Annotated in this window: 20 protein-coding genes; 9 read left to right on the top strand and 11 right to left on the bottom strand. The window is 43.3% G+C overall.

All coding sequences use genetic code 11. The features are described 5' to 3' along the window. Nucleotides 1-71: 71 nt before the first annotated feature. The 3 genes from PQG66_RS13600 to PQG66_RS13590 form a co-directional block, all read right to left on the bottom strand. The gene (locus tag PQG66_RS13600) at nucleotides 72-2,204 is read right to left on the bottom strand and encodes a bifunctional metallophosphatase/5'-nucleotidase (RefSeq protein ID WP_272038259.1); all 2,133 of its coding nucleotides are present in this window, start codon (nucleotides 2,202-2,204) and stop codon (nucleotides 72-74) included. Between the two features lie 258 nt (nucleotides 2,205-2,462). Further along, nucleotides 2,463-4,856: an Ig-like domain-containing protein gene (locus PQG66_RS13595; RefSeq protein WP_272038258.1), complete on the bottom strand. Its 2,394-nt coding sequence runs from the start codon at nucleotides 4,854-4,856 to the stop codon at nucleotides 2,463-2,465. A gap of 403 nt (nucleotides 4,857-5,259) precedes the next feature. Continuing rightward, nucleotides 5,260-5,850 (bottom strand): TetR/AcrR family transcriptional regulator, encoded by a 591-nt coding sequence (locus tag PQG66_RS13590; RefSeq protein WP_272038257.1) that lies wholly within the window; start codon nucleotides 5,848-5,850, stop codon nucleotides 5,260-5,262. A 128-nt stretch (nucleotides 5,851-5,978) separates the two neighbouring features. Here PQG66_RS13590 and PQG66_RS13585 point away from each other — a divergent pair, with 128 nt between their 5' ends. Continuing rightward, a complete protein-coding gene (locus tag PQG66_RS13585; RefSeq protein ID WP_272038256.1) occupies nucleotides 5,979-7,151 on the top strand; it encodes a YhgE/Pip domain-containing protein in 1,173 nt (390 codons plus the stop codon). A gap of 196 nt (nucleotides 7,152-7,347) precedes the next feature. Here PQG66_RS13585 and PQG66_RS13580 read toward each other — a convergent pair whose 3' ends face one another. Together PQG66_RS13580 and PQG66_RS13575 are read right to left on the bottom strand one after the other, a co-directional pair. After that, nucleotides 7,348-8,535 carry an amidohydrolase gene (locus PQG66_RS13580; RefSeq protein WP_272038255.1) on the bottom strand — a complete coding sequence of 396 codons (1,188 nt, stop codon included), beginning with the start codon at nucleotides 8,533-8,535 and terminating at the stop codon, nucleotides 7,348-7,350. Nucleotides 8,536-8,583: 48 nt separating this feature from the next. Next, entirely contained in the window at nucleotides 8,584-9,966 is a 1,383-nt protein-coding gene (locus PQG66_RS13575) for an MFS transporter (protein ID WP_272038254.1), read from the bottom strand. Nucleotides 9,967-10,456: 490 nt separating this feature from the next. Here PQG66_RS13575 and PQG66_RS13570 point away from each other — a divergent pair, with 490 nt between their 5' ends. Together PQG66_RS13570 and PQG66_RS13565 are read left to right on the top strand one after the other, a co-directional pair. Then, complete coding sequence (locus PQG66_RS13570; RefSeq protein ID WP_272038253.1) at nucleotides 10,457-11,050, top strand: NADPH-dependent FMN reductase; 594 nt, start codon at nucleotides 10,457-10,459, stop codon at nucleotides 11,048-11,050. Nucleotides 11,051-11,404: 354 nt separating this feature from the next. Beyond that, nucleotides 11,405-12,367: a YndJ family transporter gene (locus PQG66_RS13565; protein ID WP_272038252.1), complete on the top strand. Its 963-nt coding sequence runs from the start codon at nucleotides 11,405-11,407 to the stop codon at nucleotides 12,365-12,367. A gap of 126 nt (nucleotides 12,368-12,493) precedes the next feature. Here PQG66_RS13565 and PQG66_RS13560 read toward each other — a convergent pair whose 3' ends face one another. Further along, entirely contained in the window at nucleotides 12,494-12,850 is a 357-nt protein-coding gene (locus PQG66_RS13560; RefSeq protein WP_334220779.1) for a DUF4260 domain-containing protein, read from the bottom strand. Between the two features lie 8 nt (nucleotides 12,851-12,858). Beyond that, nucleotides 12,859-13,275: a MerR family transcriptional regulator gene (locus PQG66_RS13555; protein WP_272038251.1), complete on the bottom strand. Its 417-nt coding sequence runs from the start codon at nucleotides 13,273-13,275 to the stop codon at nucleotides 12,859-12,861. A gap of 165 nt (nucleotides 13,276-13,440) precedes the next feature. On the opposite strand from PQG66_RS13555, the gene PQG66_RS13550 reads away from it, so the two are divergent. The 3 genes from PQG66_RS13550 (at nucleotide 13,441) to PQG66_RS13540 (ending at nucleotide 16,204) form a co-directional block, all read left to right on the top strand. Then, a complete protein-coding gene (locus PQG66_RS13550) occupies nucleotides 13,441-14,616 on the top strand; it encodes a sensor histidine kinase (protein ID WP_272038250.1) in 1,176 nt (391 codons plus the stop codon). Continuing rightward, nucleotides 14,603-15,256: a response regulator transcription factor gene (locus PQG66_RS13545; protein ID WP_272038249.1), complete on the top strand. Its 654-nt coding sequence runs from the start codon at nucleotides 14,603-14,605 to the stop codon at nucleotides 15,254-15,256. The genes PQG66_RS13550 and PQG66_RS13545 overlap by 14 nt, the downstream gene beginning before the upstream one ends. Before the next feature lie 96 nt (nucleotides 15,257-15,352). Next, a complete protein-coding gene (locus PQG66_RS13540) occupies nucleotides 15,353-16,204 on the top strand; it encodes a CPBP family intramembrane glutamic endopeptidase (RefSeq protein ID WP_272038248.1) in 852 nt (283 codons plus the stop codon). 77 nt (nucleotides 16,205-16,281) lie between these two features. Here PQG66_RS13540 and PQG66_RS13535 read toward each other — a convergent pair whose 3' ends face one another. Next, entirely contained in the window at nucleotides 16,282-17,019 is a 738-nt protein-coding gene (locus PQG66_RS13535; RefSeq protein WP_272038247.1) for an SDR family oxidoreductase, read from the bottom strand. 203 nt (nucleotides 17,020-17,222) lie between these two features. On the opposite strand from PQG66_RS13535, the gene PQG66_RS13530 reads away from it, so the two are divergent. Beyond that, nucleotides 17,223-18,110 carry an AraC family transcriptional regulator gene (locus PQG66_RS13530; RefSeq protein WP_334220778.1) on the top strand — a complete coding sequence of 296 codons (888 nt, stop codon included), beginning with the start codon at nucleotides 17,223-17,225 and terminating at the stop codon, nucleotides 18,108-18,110. A gap of 13 nt (nucleotides 18,111-18,123) precedes the next feature. Here PQG66_RS13530 and PQG66_RS13525 read toward each other — a convergent pair whose 3' ends face one another. Continuing rightward, nucleotides 18,124-19,008, bottom strand: a complete 885-nt coding sequence (locus tag PQG66_RS13525; RefSeq protein WP_272038245.1) for a TetR/AcrR family transcriptional regulator — start codon at nucleotides 19,006-19,008, stop codon at nucleotides 18,124-18,126. Between the two features lie 142 nt (nucleotides 19,009-19,150). Between PQG66_RS13525 and PQG66_RS13520 the strand changes: the two genes are divergently transcribed. Beyond that, a complete protein-coding gene (locus tag PQG66_RS13520; RefSeq protein ID WP_272038244.1) occupies nucleotides 19,151-19,729 on the top strand; it encodes an isochorismatase family protein in 579 nt (192 codons plus the stop codon). 213 nt (nucleotides 19,730-19,942) lie between these two features. Here the strand turns inward: PQG66_RS13520 and PQG66_RS13515 are convergent, their stop codons facing one another. Beyond that, nucleotides 19,943-20,827, bottom strand: a complete 885-nt coding sequence (locus PQG66_RS13515) for a LysR family transcriptional regulator (RefSeq protein WP_272038243.1) — start codon at nucleotides 20,825-20,827, stop codon at nucleotides 19,943-19,945. Nucleotides 20,828-20,976: 149 nt separating this feature from the next. Between PQG66_RS13515 and PQG66_RS13510 the strand changes: the two genes are divergently transcribed. After that, nucleotides 20,977-21,807, top strand: coding sequence for an SDR family NAD(P)-dependent oxidoreductase (locus PQG66_RS13510; RefSeq protein ID WP_272038242.1), 831 nt, complete (start codon nucleotides 20,977-20,979; stop codon nucleotides 21,805-21,807). 289 nt (nucleotides 21,808-22,096) lie between these two features. Here PQG66_RS13510 and PQG66_RS13505 read toward each other — a convergent pair whose 3' ends face one another. After that, nucleotides 22,097-23,587, bottom strand: a complete 1,491-nt coding sequence (locus PQG66_RS13505) for an aldehyde dehydrogenase family protein (protein ID WP_272038241.1) — start codon at nucleotides 23,585-23,587, stop codon at nucleotides 22,097-22,099. Nucleotides 23,588-23,780: the final 193 nt, after the last annotated feature.

Here is a 23,780-nt window from a genome sequence, read left to right as displayed (position 1 = left end):
GAAGGGTGCTTATATCCACTACAGAAAAATGTATTCTCCTGTTTTACACGACGATATGATTCTGTTCTCGATTATGAGGCTTTAGCTGCAACTGCTTTTTCGATTAAAGCTTTTGCATCATTCGTAGAAAGTCCTTGCTTCGGTTGCAGCAACTTGCTATCTTCTGTACCCAGAACACCTTTGTTAATCAGTTTGGCCATAGAATCAATCGCATATTTGGATACGGTTTGACCATCCTCAAAACCTGCAATGACTGTAGCTGCATTTTTATCTGTAACTTGATCTTTCAACAACTTAGCAAGAATGGTAGCCGCTTCTTCACGGGTGATATCACGATCCGGATTGAAGTTACCACCATAGCCTTGAATGAATCCAGCATGTGTGGCTTCAGCAATGGCATCAGCGTAAGCTGCATCGGCTGCTACATCTTTGAACTTTGGAGCTGTCGTTACTTCGTTCAGCTTCAACATATCTACTAGCGTAGTTACGAATTCAGCACGAGTAATCGATTCATTGGATACAGGTGCCTCTGGTACTTCTGGTGTTTCGGTAGCTGCGGCTACGTTTGTAATACGACCTTCATTTTTAGCAACAATGCTACCGCCTTTAGCTGTATCTGTGATGTACTGATAGAATACATCCAGATCGATCGGGCCAGCCAAGGATGATTTTGCATCGAGCAGAACTTTATAGTTATCTCCACCTGCAGCCATGAAGTTGTTCACAACAGCCGTATAGGTTTTCTGCGGATCAATCGGTGTGCCATCTTCCAGGCTCAGACTTGTAACACGCTCTGCAACAGGTTTATTGAAATCTGCGGTATACTTCAGACCAGAGATTTGCAGTGTTTTCGTATTAGGTGTACCGTCCGCATTCGTTCCCCATTGTTGTTGCAACAATGTTTTCACCTGTTCACCTGTCAGCTCCAGTTTCACTAGCGTATTGCCGAATGGTTGAATTTTCGCAAGATCAGCGAAGGTTACATCTCCTTTTGGCAAGTCTGCACGGATACCACCTGGATTCATAAATGCAAAGTCGGCTTTGCCAGCTTTATCTCCAAAGTCCGCTTGACGCATCGCATCTGCAATTAAGTTGCCTAGAGGAGCTTCGTTATTGTAAGCATCTGTACGTAAAATAGAACCGTCTGTGGTACCTACAGGTTTGGTCAATTCCGGGTGCTTGTCCAATGATTTTTTAATGATTGCAAGAGTTTCCGGGTCTTCTTTTACACCCTCTTGGAATGTCGTTGTCACCGTAGCCGATTTTTCAGTTACATCCCCGGTAGCAGGATCAATCATCAGCTTGATATCTTCAAATGCCGTACCATAAGAATAGGCTTGAACGATTAGTTTTCCATTCACTTCACCATTCGCCAGAGCATGGTTATCCCCCGCAACAATAACATCAACAGGAGAGTCAGCCGGCAGAGCTTTGGCCAGATCAGCTGCTTCCCCAGTCGTTACGCCTTCTTTGGTGGATGCAGGATCATGCGCCAGCACGATAATCGTTTCTACACCTTGGTCTTGCAATTCTTTTGCATATTTATTAACGGCTTCAACCTCTTCTTCAGCACTCAAGAAACGCACACCTGCCGTACCTGCTGGAGATACTTTATTTGGTGTCGCTTTCGTCACTAATCCGATGAATCCGATTTTAACGCCGCCTACTTCTTTAATTACATACGGTTTAATCAGGGGTTTGCCAGTAGACGAATCAATGACGTTTGCATTCACATAGTCAAATTTAGCCCCAGCATGGGTTACTTTTCCCTCTTTTGGATCAAGACCGCCGAATATTTGTGCTTTTAACGCCGCAATCCCTTGGTCAAATTCATGGTTCCCCAGAGAACCCACATCAAAGCCCATCATATTCATCCATTCCATCGTAGGCTCATCGCGATCAAGGGATGAGACTGGAGCAGATGCACCAACCGAGTCCCCATTGTGGAATAGCAGGGAATGCTCGTATTTGGCTTGAGCTTCTTTCAGGTAGGTTGCGAGAATTGGAGCCGATCCTGCTTTTTTATCACTAACCATTGATGTTGTATCCAGCTGGCCGTGAAAGTCATTGATCCCAATCAAATGAACTTCTACATCCTTGCCTGCAGCTGAGACCGAACCCACAGCCCCAAACAGCTGTGTAAGTAATAATGCAGTTGCAGCTACTCGAATGGTACTTTTCCCCAGAACGTTTTTCCAAGTCATCCGTGAACAAACCCCTCTCCTATTTCAGATCCTGAAATATTTTACCATATCCCGAATCGCAAAAGTGGAAGATTATATTAAATTGATGTAAAAATTTGCGAGAATAATAGAGGGGTAGGACAGTATGCCTTAACATACTTCATACTAAAGATAATTAGACGTAATAACCTAGTCCTATATTCTGGGTAAGACTAAACAAAGGCACCCCTGGGGTGCCTTCGTCTTAAAAAGTTCCAACTCTATCATGATGCGTCTCGGCTAGTTATTGATCCGATTGTTCTGCTCCAGCATATTGACCAGTAGAAAGACTGCTTCTGCTCTGGTTGTCTGCGCATTCGGTTTGAATTGATTTGCACCCATGCCTTTTACAAGACCACGTTCTTTCAGGAGCGCCACTGAAGTTTTTGCCCATTCGGGAATGATCTTCGCATCTGCAAAAGGTGTTGTATCATGTGTTTCTGTAGATACATAGAGCGCATTTGCAACCATCTTAACCATCTCCGCACGTGTTAGATATGCATTCGGACGGAAGGTGCCGTCCTGATAACCACTAATAATACCAGATTGTACGGCTTGTGAGGTCGCCTTTTTAGCCCATGCTCCGATCTCTGTTGTATCAGTAAACAGCAGTTCGGCTCCTACTTCCTTTGATTTCAGTGCACTCATCAGCATGACGGAGAATTCAGCACGTGTCACGTTGTTCCCAGGCCTAAATGTTCCATCCGGATACCCGGTGATGATACCTTCCCTTGAAGCTTGCTTGATTCCTTCCTCAGCCCAATGACCAATTGTGTCACTGTAGCTCTGTACCGATGGCAGTTCAACAGGATTATTGCGAATGAACTCACCGTTGGTCTGACCCACTGCCAGAACTGCAAATTTTGTAAAGTGATTAATCTCAACTGTAATTTGATCGCCGTTAATAAGCCCCCCATCTACTTTCAACCAGGTTTTGTTGATTTCATCATAATAAGATATGGCTGCCTTATGATGACTCTCAAGGCCTGCTGACTGGAAATAAAATGTTATTTTTATCGGCTTGAGAAAGTTCTCGGGGAAGTTTTTGTGAAGCTCGAATACCGGACTGACTAGAATCTCATTATTCTTTAGTAGCGTTTCGATGTTCAATACTTTATCAATGGATAACGTCAGTTCTTGTGATGATGCTCCAGCTGGAATCCAAATTTGAATCTCCCTGCCCAAGCTAACCATTCCTGATTTGCCTGTCGGAACCGTAATTTTACCCGTTGTAGAAGTAACGGTATTGTCTACAGGAACCATTGGTCCATATGGCGGACTGCTTGACGGAGTGGTTGCTGGTACTGATTGTACTGTGAACACAGAATATGGATTGGAATCGGTTGTACCTATACCTGCATTCCCTGAAATATCACTGATGCCTGTATTGTCGAGTGTGATGATATTGTTCGCTTCTCTAATATTCGCTGTCGGCGTGAATGTTGCGGTCCACATAATACCTCCGTCGGATGAGCTGAGACCTGTCAGTGTACCATTCGAAACGGTCAAGTCTCCAACGGTAAGACCTGTCACAGCTTCAGAGAATGTAACCGTCACTTGTGAAGTTTCCCCCGCAGTAAGTGCCGTATCGTACACTGCAATGGTTGCCGTGGGCCGGACTGTATCCACTGTGTAATTATTCGATGTCGTTGTACCTGTGCCTGCAGCGCCTCCAATACTTATCACACCTGTGTTATCCAGAGTAATGACGTTCGATGCAGCAGTCGTACCCGAAGCAGGTGTCAATGTCGCTGTATACGTTATACTATCAGAGGTCATTAGATTGCTAAGTATACCATTCGACAACGTCAGATCTGCCAAGCTAAAACCTGATACGGCTTCCGAGAACGTAAACGTCACCACAGACGTCTCACCAATCGCTAGCAAGGTGTCGGCTACAACAATCGTAGCTGTTGGTACCGTTGATGGAACAGTATCTATCGCATAATTGTTCGAGATCGTCGTACCTATACCTGCATTCCCTGAAATATCACTGATGCCTGTATTGTTGAGTGTGATGATATTGTTCGCTTCTCTAATATTCGCTGTCGGCGTGAATGTTGCGGTCCACATAATACCTCCGTCGGATGAGCTGAGACCTGTCAGTGTACCATTCGAAACGGTCAAGTCTCCAACGGTAAGACCTGTCACAGCTTCAGAGAATGTAACCGTCACTTGTGAAGTTTCCCCCGCAGTAAGTGCCGTATCGTACACTGCAATGGTTGCCGTGGGCCGGACTGTATCCACTGCGTAATTATTCGATGTCGTTGTACCTGTGCCTGCAGCGCCTCCAATACTTATCACACCTGTGTTATCCAGAGTAATGACGTTCGATGCAGCAGTCGTACCCGAAGCAGGTGTCAATGTCGCTGTATACGTTATACTATCAGAGGTCATTAGATTGCTAAGTATACCATTCGACAACGTCAGATCTGCCAAGCTAAAACCTGATACGGCTTCCGAGAACGTAAACGTCACCACAGACGTCTCACCAATCGCTAGCAAGGTGTCGGCTACAACAATCGTAGCTGTTGGAGCGGCAGCATAGGCCGTTCCCATCGGTTTAAAATAAAACATTCCTGTAATAAGGGATATCACCACAGCAATGATCCCTATCTTTTTCCCAAAATACATATGACCCTCCTCAGCTTTCTCCGGACTATGAAATCATGTTTAAACCCTTTAAATCTCTTCACTGAAGAACTTTAAATTGAATCTAAAACAATCATTCGACACAAATATCCAAATTCCTATATTCACGAAAAATAAACTGGCGACCAAGCTATAGTTCCCTTTACATCGTGAGTGAGAGTTTGCGTGAGTTTCTAATCTACTAAGACCCGTACGACTATCATATAGAGCGATTCAACTTTTGTTTCTATCTGTATTACACCGCCTGTATTACACCGCTTAGGCTCTTTTTGTGACAGTTGACTCAAAATAATTAAAAAAAGGCAGAAAAAGCTAAAACGACCGTTCCTCGGTACAATACCGGGAAACGGCCACAGCCTGACTCTTGTATTTTTTATCCTGATGTTTAACGATTTCCCTTCCGAATAAAGGATATAATATCAATATATAATGTGGTCATTTCTTCAGGTGTTTTGTCTAAATCATTTTGAAACCATTGTTCAATTAATCCTAAAAATGCAGATGTGATAAAGGATACGAAGTACTCCATTGAGACATTTAAATTTGCTTTGAAGGTTTCATGCTTCTCCAAGTTCGCTCGCACTTTCTCTGAGAAGGCTTCTCGAAATCGAAGGTGAAAACCTGCCCTGCCATGATCACTTAAGAAGATTTTTAAAATTGGCACATGCTTTTTAATCGAACTGAACAGTGTGGCGGCTAGTTGCTCTTGTCCTTTTTCAAATGTAAGTGCTGACGAATAGTTCGATTGCAATTCATCAATATGACTGCCTAGACGCTCAAAAAGTTGTCCCTCCATCTGATTTATCAAATCAAATTTGTCTACAAAGTGTAGATAAAACGTTCCCCGATTAATCTTGGCTGTTTTCGTAATATCCCCCACCGTAATAGAATCAAAGGTCTTCTGTTCCAACATTTCCATAAATGATGCTTGAATTAACTCTTTTGTTTTTCTATTTTTTTCTGTGTATACGCCCAAAACAACACCCCCTTCTCAAAATTCAACAATATGTCTATTCTGTTGATTGCTTCAACTTGTCCTTAGATTATAAAATAAAGAAGCAATATTGAACAACATGTTGAAATTTGAGAGAGGATGAGATTTGTATGAAATTATTTAAAGAGAAGTTAGCATGGGCCGCTCCTATTGCTGTTATATTAATTATTGCACTATTTTCGGTAAACTTATTCGCGCAAGCAAATCCGCAAGTCAAGAATCTTCCCATTGCACTAATTGTTAACGATGAAGGACAGCATGTGGACAGAGTACTTGAAGCAGTTAAAGCAATGAGCAAAGGCGATCAAGGTTCAGAAGCAATGTTAGCTTTTACCTCTGAGGAAGAAGAAAATATTGAGGCACTATTTGCGGACAAAGAATATTATGCAGCACTTGTCATTCCCGCAGATTACAATGCTACATTACAAAATGTATTAGCCACCCATCAACCCGCCAAACTGCAAATTTATATTAATCAAGGATTAAATGTAACGGGTTCGAACTTTGCAAAAACAGCCTTGAACGGCTTTATATCTAGCTTAAATGAGGAATACTCCGAGACACTTATAGCACAACTTGATCATGAGAACATTAGTGCTCAGCAAGCTTCAATTATTGTGAACCCTATTGTCCCTGAAGAAAGAGTATTCAATCCGATAACAGCTTCTACAGCAAACGGGAGCGCTCCAACCTTATTAGCAGTATCTGCATGGGTGGGTGCATTAATTGGTGGTTTCATCTTATTTTTAGCAGCTTCAAAACGATTCGAAAGAGCAACGTTAACACGTAAACAAACATTCACCCTCATTAGCAGCCAGTTCGTATTCGGTATAATTATTGCTCTCTTTTCAGGTTTCACTGTTGCAACGCTCGCTCAGATTGCAGGCATTAACATGCCAAGTTATTTCCTAGTTGCTTTCTTTGTATCTTTTGCCGCTTTCTGCTTCTACTTATTAGTATCAGCCATTACAGCATGGATAGGCAAACCAGCTATTACTTTATTCATGGTTGTGATGCTGCTTGGTATGGGTGTTCTAATGACGCCGCCAGAAATGCTCCCAAGTTTCTTCGTAAACTTCATTCGCCCTTGGGTACCTATTCGGTTCGCTTCAGAAGGTTTACGTGAGATTTTCTACTTCGGCAGCGGCTTCTATACAGGCGCTTCATTTAACACGATATTAGGTATAGGTATAGCAGGTTTGATTATTCTCGTTCTTTCCATTTTCAAACCCATCAAAGGTAATACATTAGTGACACCCGTTTCTGTTGAAAATCAACGTTAACCCGTTAATCCTGTCCAATGACTCTGTTCAGCGAGAACTACTACCGGAGACTGGGGGTTTCAATTTGTGGTTCAGAGAAATTAAAAAACGTAAAAGTAACGGACAAAGTGAGCCTTTATAGCCTTCAACTTAATAGCATTTAACTCAATTAAACAAGAGCGCTACCGGATTCGGTAACGCTCTTTTGACTTTCTTATCAGTCCAGAGAATAATAACCACATACGACATGTCCAACGGCCTTGGCAGCTACAAGCAGTGCATCCTCATCGATATCAAATTTCGGGTGATGATTGAAGAATGGTTTGTCTACACCTTTTGGCGTGCACGCGATATAGAAGAAACATGATGGGAACTTCTCTGCATAGTAAGCAAAATCTTCAGATGGTGGCAACGCAGGAAATTCCTTCACTTCTGTAATATCCTTATCATCCGCAGCCTTTAAGAAATTCACAACTTGCGCTGTCAATTCAGGATCGTTATACACGGGCGGATAGTCATTCTCATAGTTCAATTCACAGGTTACACCGAACTGCTCCTCGATCCCTCTGCACAAGTTACGCACCTCACGTTCAATGATCGCCTTAGTCTCATTGGTCATGTAACGGATGTCACCTTCAAGTTCAACACTGTCTTTAATTACATTGAACGTACCTTTCCCGTCAAATGAGCCAATCGTTATCACTCCAACATCAAATGGATTGAGTCGTCGACTTATAATAGATTGGGCACCCGTTACAAAATGCGCACCTGCAACAATGGCATCATTCGCTAAATGAGGTGATGAGCCGTGCCCACCCCGTCCTTGGATTTTCAACTTCATATACGCGCGTCCGTTAAAGGAATACCCTGCATGATACCCCACCAATCCAGCTGGCCCCATAGGCAATAGATGAATACCGAACATATTGTCTAGATCGTCTAAAATTCCTGATTCGACTATGCTTTTTGCTCCTCCTGGCGGTACTTCTTCTGCATGTTGGTGAACAATTTTAATTGTACCTGGAATCTGATCCTTCAACTGGATTAAACAATCTGCCAATACTAACAAATAAGCTGTATGACCGTCATGACCACAAGCATGCATCACCCCTTCATTTTTCGATTTAAAAGGAACGTCTGCCTCTTCCCGAATAGGAAGCGCATCAAAGTCGGCACGTAAACCGATTTTCTTACCCGGTTGTCCACCTTGGATTGTTACAACAATTCCGTAGCCGTTTCCTACATTCGATTGGACTTCAACGTCTTTGCCTTTATAAAAATCAAGAATGTACTGGGCTGTTTTTTCTTCCTTGAATGATATTTCCGGGTTCTCGTGTAAATGTCTTCGTATGGCAATGATCTCATCTTTGCGACCTTCTAACATTTGCATTAATTTCATCTTCATATTGAATGTCCTCCATATTTGATCTTATTATCACTTTAAGCAGAGTCATTATTTTGACGTTTTTCCCGCATCTTTCGGCACCAGGTACATTACTGACAATATGGATAATACGCCAAAAATTACATTCACGATAATACCAATCGTTGCGGCCATCTCAACGTTTCCATTATCAGCTACCGAACCGTATGCTGTTGCTGAAATCGCGACCCCAAAAGCACTTCCTAAGGAAGAAGCCATTTTGTATACACCTGCTGCTTCACCTACTTTATCAGCAGGGGCATTAGATACAGATGTATCCGTTGAAGGTGTTGCATAAATTCCCAACCCCAGACCGAATAACGCATATCCTACGAATACAACGATGGTATAAGCGACATCCCCTAAGAATGTTAGCCCCATAATCGCAACGCCAATCGTTGTAATTAGACCGCCCCATATCATAGGTTTCTTCGCTCCAATTCGTTGCAGAATCTTCTCCCCGACACGGATCATCGCAAGTACTGCAACTAAATAACCTAATGATAACATTCCTGATTGGAGTGAGGTAAATCCGCGCCCTACCTGAACATAGGTATTAGCAACGACTAAAGTTCCTGCAATGGCATTTAGCAAGAAGTTAGAGATGGTGGCACCTGTATAAGGTTTGTTTTTGAATACGGCAAAATCAATTAATACGACCTTTTTGCTCTTCTCCACCTTGATAAATACGATTAACCCAACAATCGTCAATACGGACAGACCCAAAATTATGGGGCTTGTCCAGCCTAGATCAGATCCGAAGTTAATGACGACGTTTAACGCAACCATGGTTACTGCAAAAATAGCCAAACCCAAATAGTCAAAGGTGAATTTACCTGTCGATTCCTGCTTGCTTTCCGGCGTGTCTTTGAGTAAATACATACCAACAACTGCGAAAATAATGGATATGATAAAGATCCATCTCCAACCTAATGAAGAGGCAATGGCCCCGCCTGCAAAGGAAGCTACCCCTGATCCTCCCCAAGACCCAATAGACCAGTAACTTAGAGCACGTTGACGTTCTGCACCTTCAAAATAAGCTTTCATTAATGCAATGGTTGAAGGCATAATGAACGCTGCAGATAAACCTTGAATTATACGTCCGGCTATAAGTAAAACCGATCCTTGAGCAAACACTAAGCAAAGAGAACCGATAATGCTTAATAGAAAACCAATCAATGCGATCTTTTTGCGGCCAATTTTGTCTGCTAAACCGCCTGCTGCGACAATGAACATGCCAGAGAATAGAGCAGATAAACTGATCGCAATGTTTAACGTTCCAGTCGATACACCTAAATCAGCCTGAACCGTTGGAACAACGTTCACAATGGCTTGAGCAAATAACCAGAACGTAATTACACCGAATACAATACCAATAATCATCTTATTGGTACCTCTATAAGTCGCTTCCATGGGGATACCTCCATTTATTTTTTATTATTTTGTATCACTCATTTCTTGTTGAGAGAGATGAGGTGGTCAATGTTTCTTTAATATGTAGGCCAGCCAATCCGTTGCAAAAAGTGGGGATGGTCATTTCATTATTTGCGATCTGGCATTTTTTAATGCAAGTAAACATGAAATAGCAATACATGTGCAAAACAAATAAAAAAGCAAATTAAAAAACAGACCCTCTCTTCACAAGAGAATGATCTGTTCTTTGGGTTTACCTTCTTCGTCCAACCAACGGAAGTAGCGACTCGCAGTGGGATGGATCATAATTAGGCTCGATCTTATTACATGGTAAATCCTGGTGGTTGACTTCAACTCCACTTAATAATATAATTCAACTATAAAAAATATAGTTAAAAACATTTGTTCATTTAATTTTTATTACAGTTTTTCTTTAGTTTCAAGGCCTTGAATTTGAAATGGAGTACTTTTAAAGAGGTGAAATAACATTATGGGTTTTTTAAGTAAATTATTTGGGACAGAAAAACAGGAGGAACAAACCATGGCGAAATTAAAAATTGGAATTATTTTAGGATCAACACGTGAAGGAAGAGTAAGTCCACAAGTAGGGGCGTGGGTAAAAGAATTAGCAGACAAGCGTGGTGATGCAGAATACGAAATCATCGATATAGCAGACTACAAACTACCAATGTTAGGTGAAGCAGGCGGAGATACATCAAATGTAGCAGCATGGTCAGAAAAAATTGCTAGCTGCGATGGATTTGTATTCATCGTTCAAGAATATAATCATTCTATTACAGGTGCATTGAAAAACGCATTAGATTATCTACGTGTAGAGTGGAACAACAAAGCAGCTGGGATCGTATCTTACGGTTCAGTAGGCGGAGCTCGTGCAGCAGAACATCTACGTGGCATTATGGGTGAATTGTTAATTGCGGATGTTCGTGTTCACCCCGCATTATCATTGTTCACAGATTTTGAAAACGGTTCTGTCTTTAAGCCAGCAGCTGTTCAAGCGGATTCCGTAAATCAAATGTTAGATCAAGTAATTCCTTGGTCAAAAGCATTATTTACAATTCGCTAATAAAGAGTAAAGTAAAACAATGTGTGTTTACGTACATGTTGTTTTATCTTTATAAATATTGAGTATGAAGATGCTACACTTCATTTGGTTGATTATGCAAATATCTCGTATAGGAAAGTGCTCTGTGTTAGACAGAATACTTTCCTTATTTTTTTGTAGAGCTTCCCATATCAATAACTTAATTTCGTTATAAGTCCTATTACATACAAATGTACCACCTGAATAAATCACCTAGACAATATATTGGCAAATAAATGTGTTAAACTAAAAAGATAATTACCTAGCTATACTAAAGTATACTACACAACCGGATGTAGGCATGTTATACGCCAAACATACTTAGAAAGGACCGCCATGAATAGTTCTCTGAAGCAACTGATGAAGTCACCAGCGATTCCCGGTGGAATCATTACTATTCTTATCTTTTATTTTGATTACTTCCAATTCGAACTTGTTGAAAAATTTATACTGTTTGCCGCTTTCGTCATTGTTCCTCTTGTAATCTTACTTTTGAACTATGACGACAAGAATAAACATCAACAATTAATTTATGCCGCAATGAAGTGGCTTCAGTTCCCCGCAGCGCTTCTTACCTTAACTTCCGTAATGAGTAGTACGATGTGGGGATTCGGCAGCACCGAGATACCAGGGGGGCTTTCCCTTGGGTGGCTATTGTTTACACTTTTACTTGGTATCTATGGCTTAACTATTATTGTGATTTCTAAAGGGAAAGCAGCGGAAGTGGCCATTGGCGCAGGGCTCATTTATTTTTTTATCGGGGGCATATGGTTTACCTTATATCAATATCAACTGAACCTGTTCCAAGCTAATCCTGCAACACATGCATTAAGCTCGGTCCACTTTCATTTCTCCTCTGCGATCGTTCCGATCTTTATTGGTGCACTAGGACGGATCATGACGAAAAAAAGCTGGTATCCTTGGGTCGTTGCCATCGATATCATCGGGCCCATATTGATTGCTTTTGGTATGATTTTCTCCAAGCCTGTAGAGTACATAGGAGTTACTTTGTTTGCCTGTAATATTTTCGTGTATACCACCTATCTCTTTGCTTACTTAAGGAGGAAAAACTCTTTACAGAAGAAGGCAACCTTTTTCCTAGGCCTTTCTTGTATAGCCTTTTACACGGTTATCGTCCTCTCCATCTTCTATCCATTACTGAAAAATATTTTTTCCTTAACCATACTCGATTTCATTCCCATCTACGGATCTCTGCATGCGTTTGGCTTTGTCTTATGTGGACTGATTGGTTGGGTGTACATGATGGACTCGATCAAGGAAAGGCACCGTTCACCGTAACCTCTATAGAACGAACCGAAGGACGTCCTCATTGGACGTCCTTTATACATACTGCGTAAAAGTGTCGTTTACGTTTGAAAACTATGCAGAAGGTCAGCTCAACGAACCTTCTATCTCATTTGAAAGTTAAAGCCGTTGTATATGTGTATTCGTAAATGAAGAGTCTTGATATTTCAGCCCAGCACCTATGGCTCTATCCATACAGATATGAGCGATCCAGATGATCGATCCTAATAATAGATAATTGTTTGAAAAATATAAATAGCCTAACAAAAACAGTAAGGGGAAAATAAACGTGTGTCCCAAGTTGTAAATGATCGCACCTATTTTTTTATTCATGGTGTACCCGAGCATGGTAAGATCAGGAACGAATAAAAGAGCGGCAAACAACCAAAGGGGAAAGTGTAGTTGCATGTAAATAAAGAGGGAAAGTGCAAAGGCAAAGGCATATTCAACATGAACGATTTGTTTATTCGTCATCATATCTCTCCTTATACATCATTTTGAAATAACCCAAGCACTAGTTTTTCAATATCGTCTATATTCTCTATATACTTCACTTCGCTTGCAAGTTCTTTAATGGTCTGCACGACTTTCAATGCCCGTTGATAAAACTGAATTTTTTCTTCAATTTTCATGATTTTTTGATCCAATAACAGAACTGTTGTATCCTTGCATTCTGTTGAGATCGTTTGGTTGTCTCGTATTAGACACAGTTGTTGGATTTCCTTTATTGTAAAACCTAATTGCTTTAATACAGTGATAAGTTGTATTTGTTTTTCACATTCCTCATCAAAATCCCGATAACCATTTTCTCGTCTAATTGGATTCAACAATCCCTCTTTCTCATAATAACGAAGAGTATCCGGTTGAATTTGATATTTGATCGCAAAATCCTTGATCCTCATGTCTGCCCCCTTTCCTATATAAATCATAACATTGGAGTAAACTCCAGGGTCAACTACTCATTCATCAGCAGGAAACAAAGTGCCAATTAGCATATATTTCCTCTATAATTGATACATTGGTGTGCTAGTGCTGAATTATTTTTATAGGAAAAGTGGGAAAACGATATGAAAAGAATATTATCTTTCATGGATTGGGGCCTGCTTGCTCTTCGTTTTTATCATTATATTTTGCTAGCGTCCCGTCTAGTGGAAGAAAGTGAATTTTCGATCCTAACGGTAGTGAATATCATTTGGCTGATTCTGGCGTCTGTCGTCCCCATGCTGTTCTGGTTCCCCGGGCGTAGAAATAACAAGACTTGGTTCTGCATACTAGAGCTGCTCCTCGGCGGTTCTTATTATGTAAATTCTGCGATCCACCCAGATCTCACTTCAAGGGCGGACTATCTGCTACTCAGTCTTATCATGGGATACTTAATGACGAGGAAGACCATCTGGGTTATTCCTGTGGTGGCGTTCATTCCTTTTTTATCGCAGACTTACTTACATTTGCCTTGGGAACAGGCGTTTATCTTCGCATCAGACAATCTGCTGTTCTGCTTCATCGGCATATGGGCGAGCTCCGTAGCCAAAGCATATGAAGAGAAGACTGCACTAGCACTAGAAGTGGAGCGACAAAATAAGCTACTAACCCTCTACACTGCAGAAATCGAAACCATGACGCTTCAAGAAGAGCGTAACCGTATGTCGAAGGAACTTCATGATACATTGGGGCACTCTTTTATCGCACTTATTATGAGTCTTGATGCTTCAATTGCCCTTCTGGACCGGAAGCCAGAAGAGGTCAAAGACCGTTTAATCCGCATAAGGGCACTTGCTGAACAGAATTTGGATGACATGCGAAACATTGTTCATGAGATGTCAGAAGAAGAAGGAGCAAGTCTTACACAGCAGGTGGAGAACCTTGTTCTCCGTTTCCAGGAGCACACGGGAACTGTACTAACTGTCAATCTGCTGGGCACAGAGCCTAGAGTGCATTTTGAAGTGCGACAAGCGGTCATCCGTGTCATTCAGGAAGCTTTTACGAATGCGCTAAAGCATGGAAAAGCATCTCGATTGTACTTGGAGCTGGAGTTTGCCGTGAACACGCTGAAATTAATTGTCCGAAATAACGGCATACCGATTCAAAGAATGGATTATGGCTTCGGCTTGACCACGATGAAACATCGAATTGAGCGATTGGGAGGAAACTTGTCCGTGGATTCTAAGGAGGAAGCTGAGGCAATGACCGAAGTCAGATGTGAAATCCCGCTGAAAGGAGTGCTGCTACATGCCGAACATTAAGGTACTAATTGCTGATGACCAAGAGTTAATCTTGGAGAGCTTACATATCGTGCTGTCCCTGGAGGAAGATATCGAAGTCGTTACGTTGGCGAGAAACGGGGAGGAGGCCCTCCATGGCTGCGAGGAGTTTCAACCCGACATAGTACTGATGGATATCAACATGCCTGTCATGGATGGTGTGGCTGCAACCGCCCTGATTAAGAAGCGATTACCTGACACTAAGATTATTATGCTGACCTCTTATAAGGAGGTGGAGTATGTGCTTGCAGCGTTAAGCCATGGTGCAGAAGGTTATCTGCTCAAGGCCATCCATCCCAAAGACCTGGCTGCAGGTATACGCGTAGTTCATGCGGGAGGCACCTTGATCACACAAGAGATGGCGGGCAAAATGATCAAAAGCATGAACATGAACCATACCTCCACGGTAAAAAGTAATGAATACGGGCTAAGTGCTCGTGAGCTGGAAGTGCTGCATAAGCTGGCTTCCGGCCTGCGTAATCAAGATATTGCTGAAGCACTTTTTCTTAGTGAAGGGACGGTTAAAAATTATATCTCAACGATCTATTCGAAGCTTCATGTTAAGGGAAGGCGAGAAGCTGCCCGCATAGCTCGAGATTCTGGACTATTGGATCACAATTAACTATGTAAGCATGTTATGACCAAAGCGCACTGTGCCTTTATGACTTTTTCAGCATACACTCATAACTACCAAACGGTATAGGAGCTGATGAAAGACATGAAGAAGACAAGGTCCAACAACATAGAGAAGCTACTTCGTTTTCCAATAACCTGGATGCTTATAGGCGGGATCGTTCTTACTCTAGTACAGGGGTTATTGCTTGTGCTGACCGAGCGCGTGGAAGGAGCCTTATCCCTATTCTTATCAATCCTGTTCAGCTTAGCAGCCATCCTGGTATATAAACTTATTATGAAATATGTGGCTCAAAAGCCCATTCCTGAGTTATCTCGCCAGCACGCATGGATTGAAGCTGTCAGGGGTGTAATCACGGGAGCATTTTTTATCGCGGTGTCCACACTTATTATTGTTTTGCTCGGTGGATACTCTTTTCAATGGGCAGCTGCTGCAGACCCAGGTTTAATTCTCATGAGATCCATGGAAACAGCGCTGATCGCAGCTATCTTCGAGGAACTATTGTTTCGTGGATTGATGCTTCAAGCTATACAGACATTAGGAGGACGCTGGATTGCACTCGCGATAACCTCGCTTACGTTCGGAGCATTCCATCTTGGTAATCCAGGGGCCACACTATGGAGCGCACTTGCTATTACCCTAGAAGCAGGGGTCCTACTCGGAGCTGCATTCTTGTGGCGGCGTAATTTATGGTTCGCCATGGGGCTGCATTTTGCTTGGAATGCACTCGAAGCTGCGCTTGGCATTCCTGTGTCGGGGCTCCCTTCGGCCGGATTGTTTACTGTAAAGGCAAACGGCTCAGCATGGCTCACGGGTGGAGACTTTGGCCTGGAGGGATCTATTGTTACGGTGATCTTAGGCATTGTGATTGCCATTCCAATGCTGATCCTTGCTGCACGGAAACCTCCACAAACAAAGAATAACTCACGAAACTAAACTGAATTCGATGAATTGTAAAGAAGGAGCGCATATCTCCTCTCGCTCCTTCTTTAGCTTTTCAGATCATATGCTATTTAATTAAATCCGCCGTTTACGCGAATCGTTTGTCCTGTGATCCAGCGGGCTTTGTCGCTGACAAGCAGCTCAAGAACATTCGCAATATCCTCTGGTTCGCCGAGCCGTCCGAATGCGTTCATCTGGCGGAACGAATCGACCAGCTCCGGTGATTTCCCTTCCAGGAACATGTCGGTCGCTACTTGCCCGGGCGCGATGCAATTGATGACAATGTCCTTAGGACCGAATTCCTTAGCCAATTGACGTGTTAACTGCTCGATCGCTCCTTTCGTTGCAGCATATACGCTATATGTCGGGAGCATAGCACCCGAGACGGATGTTGAAAAGTTAATGATGGTTCCGCCTTGCGTCATATGCTTCATCGCTTGTTGGCAAGCAAAATAAGTGCCTTTCACATTGAGAGCGAAATGCCGATCAAAAATCTCCTCCGTCATGTCCGCAAGCGCATGGTTTTCCATAATGCCAGCATTATTGACCAATATGTCCACACGCCCGAAGCGTTCTAGCGTTTCCGAAAACAACATTTCTATTTCATTCACCTTGCTCGCGTCAGCTTGAATGGCCAACGCATGTCCACCAAATTGTTCAATCTGATGGACAACCTCGTCTGCTTTGCCTCGACTAGCGGAATAATTGACTGCCACTTTGGCCCCAGATTGTGCTAATTGGATGGCTACTTGGCGACCGATGCCCCGGGACGCTCCGGTGACAATCGCGACTTTTCCATTCAAATTCATTCCATTCATCTCCTTTATCAACTTCTAATCAGACCCACTATTTGTAAAGTATTGCAATATCATTATAGTATTTATCCTTAGTATGCCGTTATACCATTTCTGTTCAATGCTTGCCTAATTATCTTCTGTCTCCTTATAATAAAAGTGAAATTTAACCTTTCTAGAAAGGAAGGTCTACATAGAATATGGACAAAATGCTTAGCATGGAACATGCCCTGCAGCAATTGGCTACTTTAATACGTCGCCATGCACCTAATACGGGAACCTATCCGACGGCAATTTCTAATTTATCTGTGATGCATGCCATCCAATTGTCAGAACCACTGGAATCCGTCTACCAACCTTCCATTTGCGTTGTGGCACAGGGCGCTAAGACGGCGATGCTGGCTGGGGAAACCTATCGTTATGATTCTTCGACATACTTAGTCACTTCCGTCGAATTGCCGATCATAGGCAGAATAGTTGAGGCATCAGCTCAGATTCCCTACTTAAGTTTAAAACTGAGCTTTGACACAGCCTCGATCCTGAATATTGTGGAAAAAATGAATTGGCCAGCTTCCGAAGGATCAGAAACCGGCCGAGGCATAACGGTGAACCAGACGTCTCCTGCCTTACTCGAAGTCATCATCCGGCTAATGCAGCTGTTAGACGCACCTAAGGATATTCCTGTGCTTGCGCCGCTTGTCATCCAGGAAGTCCTATATCGAATGCTTCAGAGTGAACAAGGTGCGCTCCTCTCTCAGTTTGCGACAAGCAGTAGCCATGCCTATAACATTGCTCAAGCCATCCGATTCATTAACCAGCATTATGAGCGCCAGCTCCCGATCAGTCATCTTGCAAAATCCGTAAATATGAGCGAATCCGCGTTTCATAAGCATTTCAAGCACGTCACTGCGATGAGTCCCTTGCAATACCAGAAAACGATACGTCTACAAGAAGCTCGGCGGTTAATGCTGATGGAATCACTTCATGCCTCTGATGCGGCGTTCCGTGTCGGCTACGAAAGCCCATCCCAATTCAGTCGTGAATATGCACGTATGTACGGTCAGCCACCAATGCGGGATATTCAAGAGTTTCGCGGTTCGACGTAAATATAAGGCTTTCTCACTCTTCCAGGACAATTTGCTTCAATTGAATGACCGGACTTCTCAGCTCCTGTTCTTGTTCCAAGTAGGCGCAGAGCGCCTGAATGAGTGATCTCTTGGGCTGAATCTGAGAGATCTCCATCCCCAGTAATTGAACAATCTCTTGCAGCTCCCGCCGCTGAGCAACCCCACCGGACCAAGTCTCAACTAGCGCAGTCACTCTGCCGAACAATTCTTCAACAATTCTTTCTTTTTCGTTATTCCAGTCCTTTGAATCCGAATAGATAAATTTTGTGAAGGCGCTTGGTCCAAGTAGCCCCTTTGAACCTGATCTGGACATATGTTCGACTAACGCATCTATTTTATCGATGATGAACCAAGCTGTATCCTCGATCGACAGCAACTTCACCTCGAAGATGATGCGCTGCAGATAATCCTTCAGTATCGCACGATATATAAAAATTAAATCCCAGAGAAATGGCTCGATTCTCTCACCATAAACTTCAAGTAGCCAAGATCTGTGCCACTCCATCATACGGGCGCGAACATGGTTCCTTAGTGAACGGAACGTTGCGTACTGTGTAATAGGAAGATCTACGAAGTCAACCATAATGTGTCTGTATTCAATAAAATACTGAAAGCGAAATATAATTTGATTGACGAGTTGCTCCTTAGGAGTGCCCGTTTCGGTTTGTTTCAGGTGTTCAGCCCGATCAAAATAAACCGTCTGGCACTCGTCAAAAACCGCGCACAACAAGTCCTCTTTGGACGGAAAATGTTTGTACACGGAGCCCTTTGCAATAGAACAGTCCTGGGCAATCTCCTGAATGGAGGTCGCCAGAAACCCTTTTTCTTTAAACATCTTCGAAGCCGAACGAATAATATCCTGTTTGGTTACACTCATCCTTAGGCACCTCCTACTTGACAACTTTAAACTTAGAGTACAAAATATTGAACATAGAGTCAATTGACCCCCATTTCAAAATATAGAACTCCAAGTCACGAAGGGGAGCAAACTCGATTTCTTAGTTGGAGTGTGATTGATCTTGGACGAACTTTTGTTTCAATTTCCTAAGACGGCAATAATCGTAATCGACTTGCAAAATTGGCTTGGAACTCAGTATGCCCCTCACACGGCAGAGCAAGTGGTCACTCGAGCTACCACTATGGTTCAAGCATTCCGTGAGGCAGACGCATTCGTTGGACTTGTTCGTGTATCTACGAAAGACTTCAAAGATATGCCTCGTCCGTTGCTAGATCAGAACCCTCCAACCTTAAATCTGGTGCCTGGATGGGATGAAATTGTACCCGAGATCGGAGTAGCTGACAACGATCATGTCATTACCAAGCGCCAATGGGGAGCATTTCACGGAACGGACCTGGATCTGCAGTTGCGCCGGCGCGGCATCACAACGATTGTACTTTGCGGCATTGCTTCTGGTATCGGTGTAGATACGACTGCGCGCGAAGCCTTCGCCCATGGGTATCAAGTCATTTTTGCGACAGATGCCATGACTGGCTTCAGCGAGGAGGAACATGAACATGTTATTAAGTTCATCTTCCCCCGGATTGGTAGAATCCGCTCGACCGAGGACATTCTTGCTTGCGCTGCGCTTCAATCCTAAGAAAGGCTGTGACAGGCAACTTGCTCCCCACCTGTCACAGCCCTCTCTTCATGTCAGATCATGTAAGACTTAGCTTTTCTATTTTTCATCACCTTCTACATAAAAATTCTTTCGTCATTTATGAGAAAGTTGATATCTCTTTCTGTAACGGCAAGTTTTAAGGCCATCCTTTGCGGATGGCCTTTTCTTCGATTTTGCTCTATTTGCTACTATTCATTTCATTTCTTTTATGATTTCGATGAATTGATTGACTCCCTCCGATGGATGTAATGAGTATAGCAGTCCATGTGGAACTACATAATCCAAATCACTCGGAATCGTCACCAAGGATGGATGAATATCTGACCATGCCTCTAATGTCAGCATAACTATATTACTTTCCTCGCAACGATTGAACCCATCCAGGTCGTAGAGCCGCGGAATGTCTTTAATTCGAATTTGAGGATGATTCTTTATCAGAAAATCACGTATATCATGAATAACGGAGCAGTTCCCACCGTTCACTATAGCCAGTTTTTCCCCATATAAATCTGTCACAGAGAGTGTTTTATTCGAAGCCAGCCTATGATGACGAGATACGGCAAAGCAAAAACGGTAACTCCCCAATTCAAGCACACGGTAGTAATCCTTCCAGCTGTCCGCAAGAAAAGGTCCTACCATAATATCAAACGATTGGCCGATCGTACGGTAGGTTGTTGGGAGTGTATGTGCGTCATCTTCAAAATGAACGATGCTTATGCCGAATTCCGGGGATACGTCACTAATTTCATTCCACAGATCAATTAAAACCTTACATGAGTTAAGCATTGAAGTCCCGATCCGAACAATATGCCGATTTGCTTGAGATGCCTGACGCATACGGGTTACAGCTTCTTGATAATATTGCAGAATAAATTCTGCATCCTTGATAAAGGCTGCACCTGCCTCCGTGAGCATGACACCGTGGTTAGTACGGTTAAAAAGAGGGGCTCCGGTTTGCCTTTCCAACAAATTCATCTGCTTCATCACCGCGGTGGGAGAAATAAATAGCTGTTCGGCAGCCTTAGAGAAGCTTCCTGACCTTGCCACTTGAACAAACGTCTTCAGTTGCTCATTCATTCCGAAACCTCCACCTTTTGTATAAACCAATAGTTAATACCATGCTAATTTATTTGAAATTCCGTATCAAGCTATTAAGCCTTAACATAAGACGAGAAAGACAGAGGACAAAAAAACTAACATACAGAAATATATTGGAGGGAAATACGATGACAAACAAAGTCTGGTTCATTACAGGAGCCTCTCGCGGGTTAGGGCGCATTTGGGCCGAGGCCGCTCTCTCTCGTGGGGATAAGGTTGCAGCGACTGCCCGCACACTGGAAAATATCTCTGAGTTTAAGGATCGTTTTGGAGACGCCGTTCTTCCTCTTGCACTCGATGTGACGGATGCCGGTCAGGCTAAGTATGCCGTTCAGCAGGCACATGAACATTTCGGCAGGCTGGATGTTATCTTAAACAATGCCGGATATACGTTGGTTGGAACGACGGAGGAGGCTAACGAATCCGACGTTCGTGAACTATTTGACGCCAATTACTTTGGCACTCTTCGGGTCATCCAAGCTGCTCTGCCTCTACTTCGACAACAGGGCAGTGGGCATATTCTCGGAGTCTCAAGCGCTATGGGGATTATTGCAGCACCGCTCATCGGCTTCTATTGCGCTTCCAAATGGGCAGTCGAAGCACTGCATGACAGCCTCGCGCAAGAGGTTAATGAGTTCGGCATTAAGGTCACGTTGCTTGAGCCAGGCGCCTTTGCAACTGATTTTGGAAGTCCCTTGTCCATGAAGGCATCTCAGCAATTGGAGGTTTATGATGAGCTTCGAAAGACGGTGTTCGGACGCTTATCAACTGAACACCGCGGTGATCCGCAGGCAACAGCCGAAGCCATTCTTCAAATTGTAGACGCCCAAGACCCGCCTCTGCGGTTTGCCGTCGGCGCTGGGGTCTTGCCTTTAGCCCGTGGAGCCTATGCCGATCGATTAGCCACTTGGGAGGCATGGGAGGCTGTATCGAACAAAGCTCAAGGCAATCTGGCCTAACGTTTACTTAACTTGGATACATCAGAATAGCACGACTTTCTCAAATAGCAACACTGGATACATCGAGGAAACAGGAAAATTAGCCCTTCTACTGTATACGGAACGCAAGTCAAAGGGCCACCCGTTAACGGATGGCCCAATAAACAACTAATACAACTGGATCTGCTTCATAGCACGATTCACGTGTTGTGCCATATAAGACAACAGGCCGAACTCTTTTTTCGATAAAAAGATCGTTCCACTACCCATATTACGGACTGTACGATGTCGAAGTAGTGTGCTATAAGATTTATTCGGGTATATAAGGAAGATCCAGTGTCTTCGGAACGTTGATGACATGCTTTTCTGTATAAGTGCGGATACCTTCCACGCCGTATTCACGGCCAATACCAGATTGCTTGAAGCCACCGAAAGGGAACCGTACATCGAGGCCCTGCACAGCAGCTGTATTGATCATAGTCGTTCCAGCTTCGAGCTGACGTGCGACAGAGATGGCATCCTCTTCTTTCCCCCATACAGAACTCGTCAATCCATATATACTTTCATTGTGTAGATGAATAACCTGCTCTTCATCGTCGAATGGCAGAATCGGAACCGTAGGACCAAACTGTTCCTCTACCACTATTGGATCATGGTAATCGCAACCCAAAACAAGTGTCGGTTGTAGGTAGTAACCTTGGTCAAACAGCTTCTGATCAAGAATTTGGCCGAGAGGGATGATTTTAGCCCCACGCTTTTGCGCATCTTCAACCAGACTAAGCACGTAATTTTTCTGCTTCAGGTTATTAACCGGACCTACCGTCGTATTGGAATCAAATGGATCACCAATTCGAATCCAGCGATTAGCCGCCTCTATATATTTTTCCACAAACTCATCATAAATAGAACGGTGTACATACACACGTTTGGCAATCATACAGATTTGGCCTGCTGTCAAGAAATTAGAAATGACAATCCGGCGCATTGCTCGCTCATCATGAACATCAAAGCTATCCAGGAAGATAGCCGCATCATTACCACCAAGCTCCAGCGTCATATCCTTAATCGTTTCCGAAGCAGCTTTGATAATATGCTTCGCTGTTGCGGTGCCACCTGTGAAGGCGATTTTAGTAACAAGGGGATTACTCGTCAGTTCGACGCCCACATCCGTATCACCATGAACAACATTGATTACACCAGCCGGGAACTCACTCGCAATAATCTCTGCTACCTTTGCTGCCGCCAGCGGTGCAAACGGACTTGGTTTAAGCACAATCGTGTTGCCCGCAAGTAAGGCAGGGGCGATCTTAATCGTGGATAAAGCAATGGGATAGTTCCATGGACTAATCGCTGCCACCACACCAATTGGATCGTAGGAAAGAATTGTTTTACCATTCTCATGCTCTTTGATCTCTTCCTGTAGAGCCGATTTAGCCTCATTACAAGCAAACTCCATCCACATTAACGAAACATAAATTTCACCGTGTGCATCGTACAAGGGCTTGCCATGCTCTCTGGACAGTAAATGAACAATTTCATTCTCAGCTGCTCTAATCTTCTCGATCGCCTTGCGCATCATAATAATGCGTTCATCAATGGAGGTCTTTTTCCATGTCTTAAAAGCTCCTGCTGCCGCTTCAATTGCTTCGACTGCTTGCTCTTTCGTGGTGACAGGGAAATAGCCTACGATCTCCGTTGGATTGGTCGGATTCTCTTTAGCTGACTGCGAAAGGGACTTTACATGTTGACCATTAATGAGCGCTTCAACTGTAATGGTTTCTCGATCTGCTTGAATTGTCATTTTACATCCCCTCCGTTATCAAGATAAGTTGAACTAAAGATTTTACACAATCCACTCCGATGACAGAATAACCTTCCAATCGCTGTTATCCCCAGATTGTTTTCGAATTCCCTTTTCCATAGGGAAAATCCGGGGATAAAGGCGACCGCTCCGCTTTTTCAGGTTTTTTCTGTCCTCTCCGTTAATGTGTAAA

It is taken from the genome of Paenibacillus sp. JJ-100, from assembly GCF_948329825.1.
In the GTDB taxonomy this organism is placed as follows: Bacteria; Bacillota; Bacilli; order Paenibacillales; family Paenibacillaceae; genus Paenibacillus.
The sequence above is the reverse complement of the archived record's forward strand: the minus strand, read 5'-3'. Positions and strand labels throughout refer to the sequence as shown.

Bases quoted from the DNA above. Each gene is read 5' to 3' on its own strand.
- PQG66_RS13565 (WP_272038252.1), top strand. From the start codon at position 11,405: ATGAATAGTTCTCTGAAGCAACTGATGAAGTCACCAGCGATTCCCGGT.
- PQG66_RS13555 (WP_272038251.1), bottom strand. From the start codon at position 13,275: ATGAGGATCAAGGATTTTGCGATCAAATATCAAATTCAACCGGATACT.
- PQG66_RS13505 (WP_272038241.1), bottom strand. From the start codon at position 23,587: ATGACAATTCAAGCAGATCGAGAAACCATTACAGTTGAAGCGCTCATT.
- PQG66_RS13570 (WP_272038253.1), top strand. From the start codon at position 10,457: ATGGGTTTTTTAAGTAAATTATTTGGGACAGAAAAACAGGAGGAACAA.
- PQG66_RS13530 (WP_334220778.1), top strand. From the start codon at position 17,223: ATGGAACATGCCCTGCAGCAATTGGCTACTTTAATACGTCGCCATGCA.
- PQG66_RS13550 (WP_272038250.1), top strand. From the start codon at position 13,441: ATGAAAAGAATATTATCTTTCATGGATTGGGGCCTGCTTGCTCTTCGT.
- PQG66_RS13585 (WP_272038256.1), top strand. From the start codon at position 5,979: ATGAAATTATTTAAAGAGAAGTTAGCATGGGCCGCTCCTATTGCTGTT.
- PQG66_RS13510 (WP_272038242.1), top strand. From the start codon at position 20,977: ATGACAAACAAAGTCTGGTTCATTACAGGAGCCTCTCGCGGGTTAGGG.
- PQG66_RS13545 (WP_272038249.1), top strand. From the start codon at position 14,603: ATGCCGAACATTAAGGTACTAATTGCTGATGACCAAGAGTTAATCTTG.
- PQG66_RS13595 (WP_272038258.1), bottom strand. From the start codon at position 4,856: ATGTATTTTGGGAAAAAGATAGGGATCATTGCTGTGGTGATATCCCTT.
- PQG66_RS13600 (WP_272038259.1), bottom strand. From the start codon at position 2,204: ATGACTTGGAAAAACGTTCTGGGGAAAAGTACCATTCGAGTAGCTGCA.
- PQG66_RS13560 (WP_334220779.1), bottom strand. From the start codon at position 12,850: ATGATGACGAATAAACAAATCGTTCATGTTGAATATGCCTTTGCCTTT.
- PQG66_RS13580 (WP_272038255.1), bottom strand. From the start codon at position 8,535: ATGAAGATGAAATTAATGCAAATGTTAGAAGGTCGCAAAGATGAGATC.
- PQG66_RS13515 (WP_272038243.1), bottom strand. From the start codon at position 20,827: ATGAATGAGCAACTGAAGACGTTTGTTCAAGTGGCAAGGTCAGGAAGC.
- PQG66_RS13540 (WP_272038248.1), top strand. From the start codon at position 15,353: ATGAAGAAGACAAGGTCCAACAACATAGAGAAGCTACTTCGTTTTCCA.
- PQG66_RS13525 (WP_272038245.1), bottom strand. From the start codon at position 19,008: ATGAGTGTAACCAAACAGGATATTATTCGTTCGGCTTCGAAGATGTTT.
- PQG66_RS13535 (WP_272038247.1), bottom strand. From the start codon at position 17,019: ATGAATTTGAATGGAAAAGTCGCGATTGTCACCGGAGCGTCCCGGGGC.
- PQG66_RS13575 (WP_272038254.1), bottom strand. From the start codon at position 9,966: ATGGAAGCGACTTATAGAGGTACCAATAAGATGATTATTGGTATTGTA.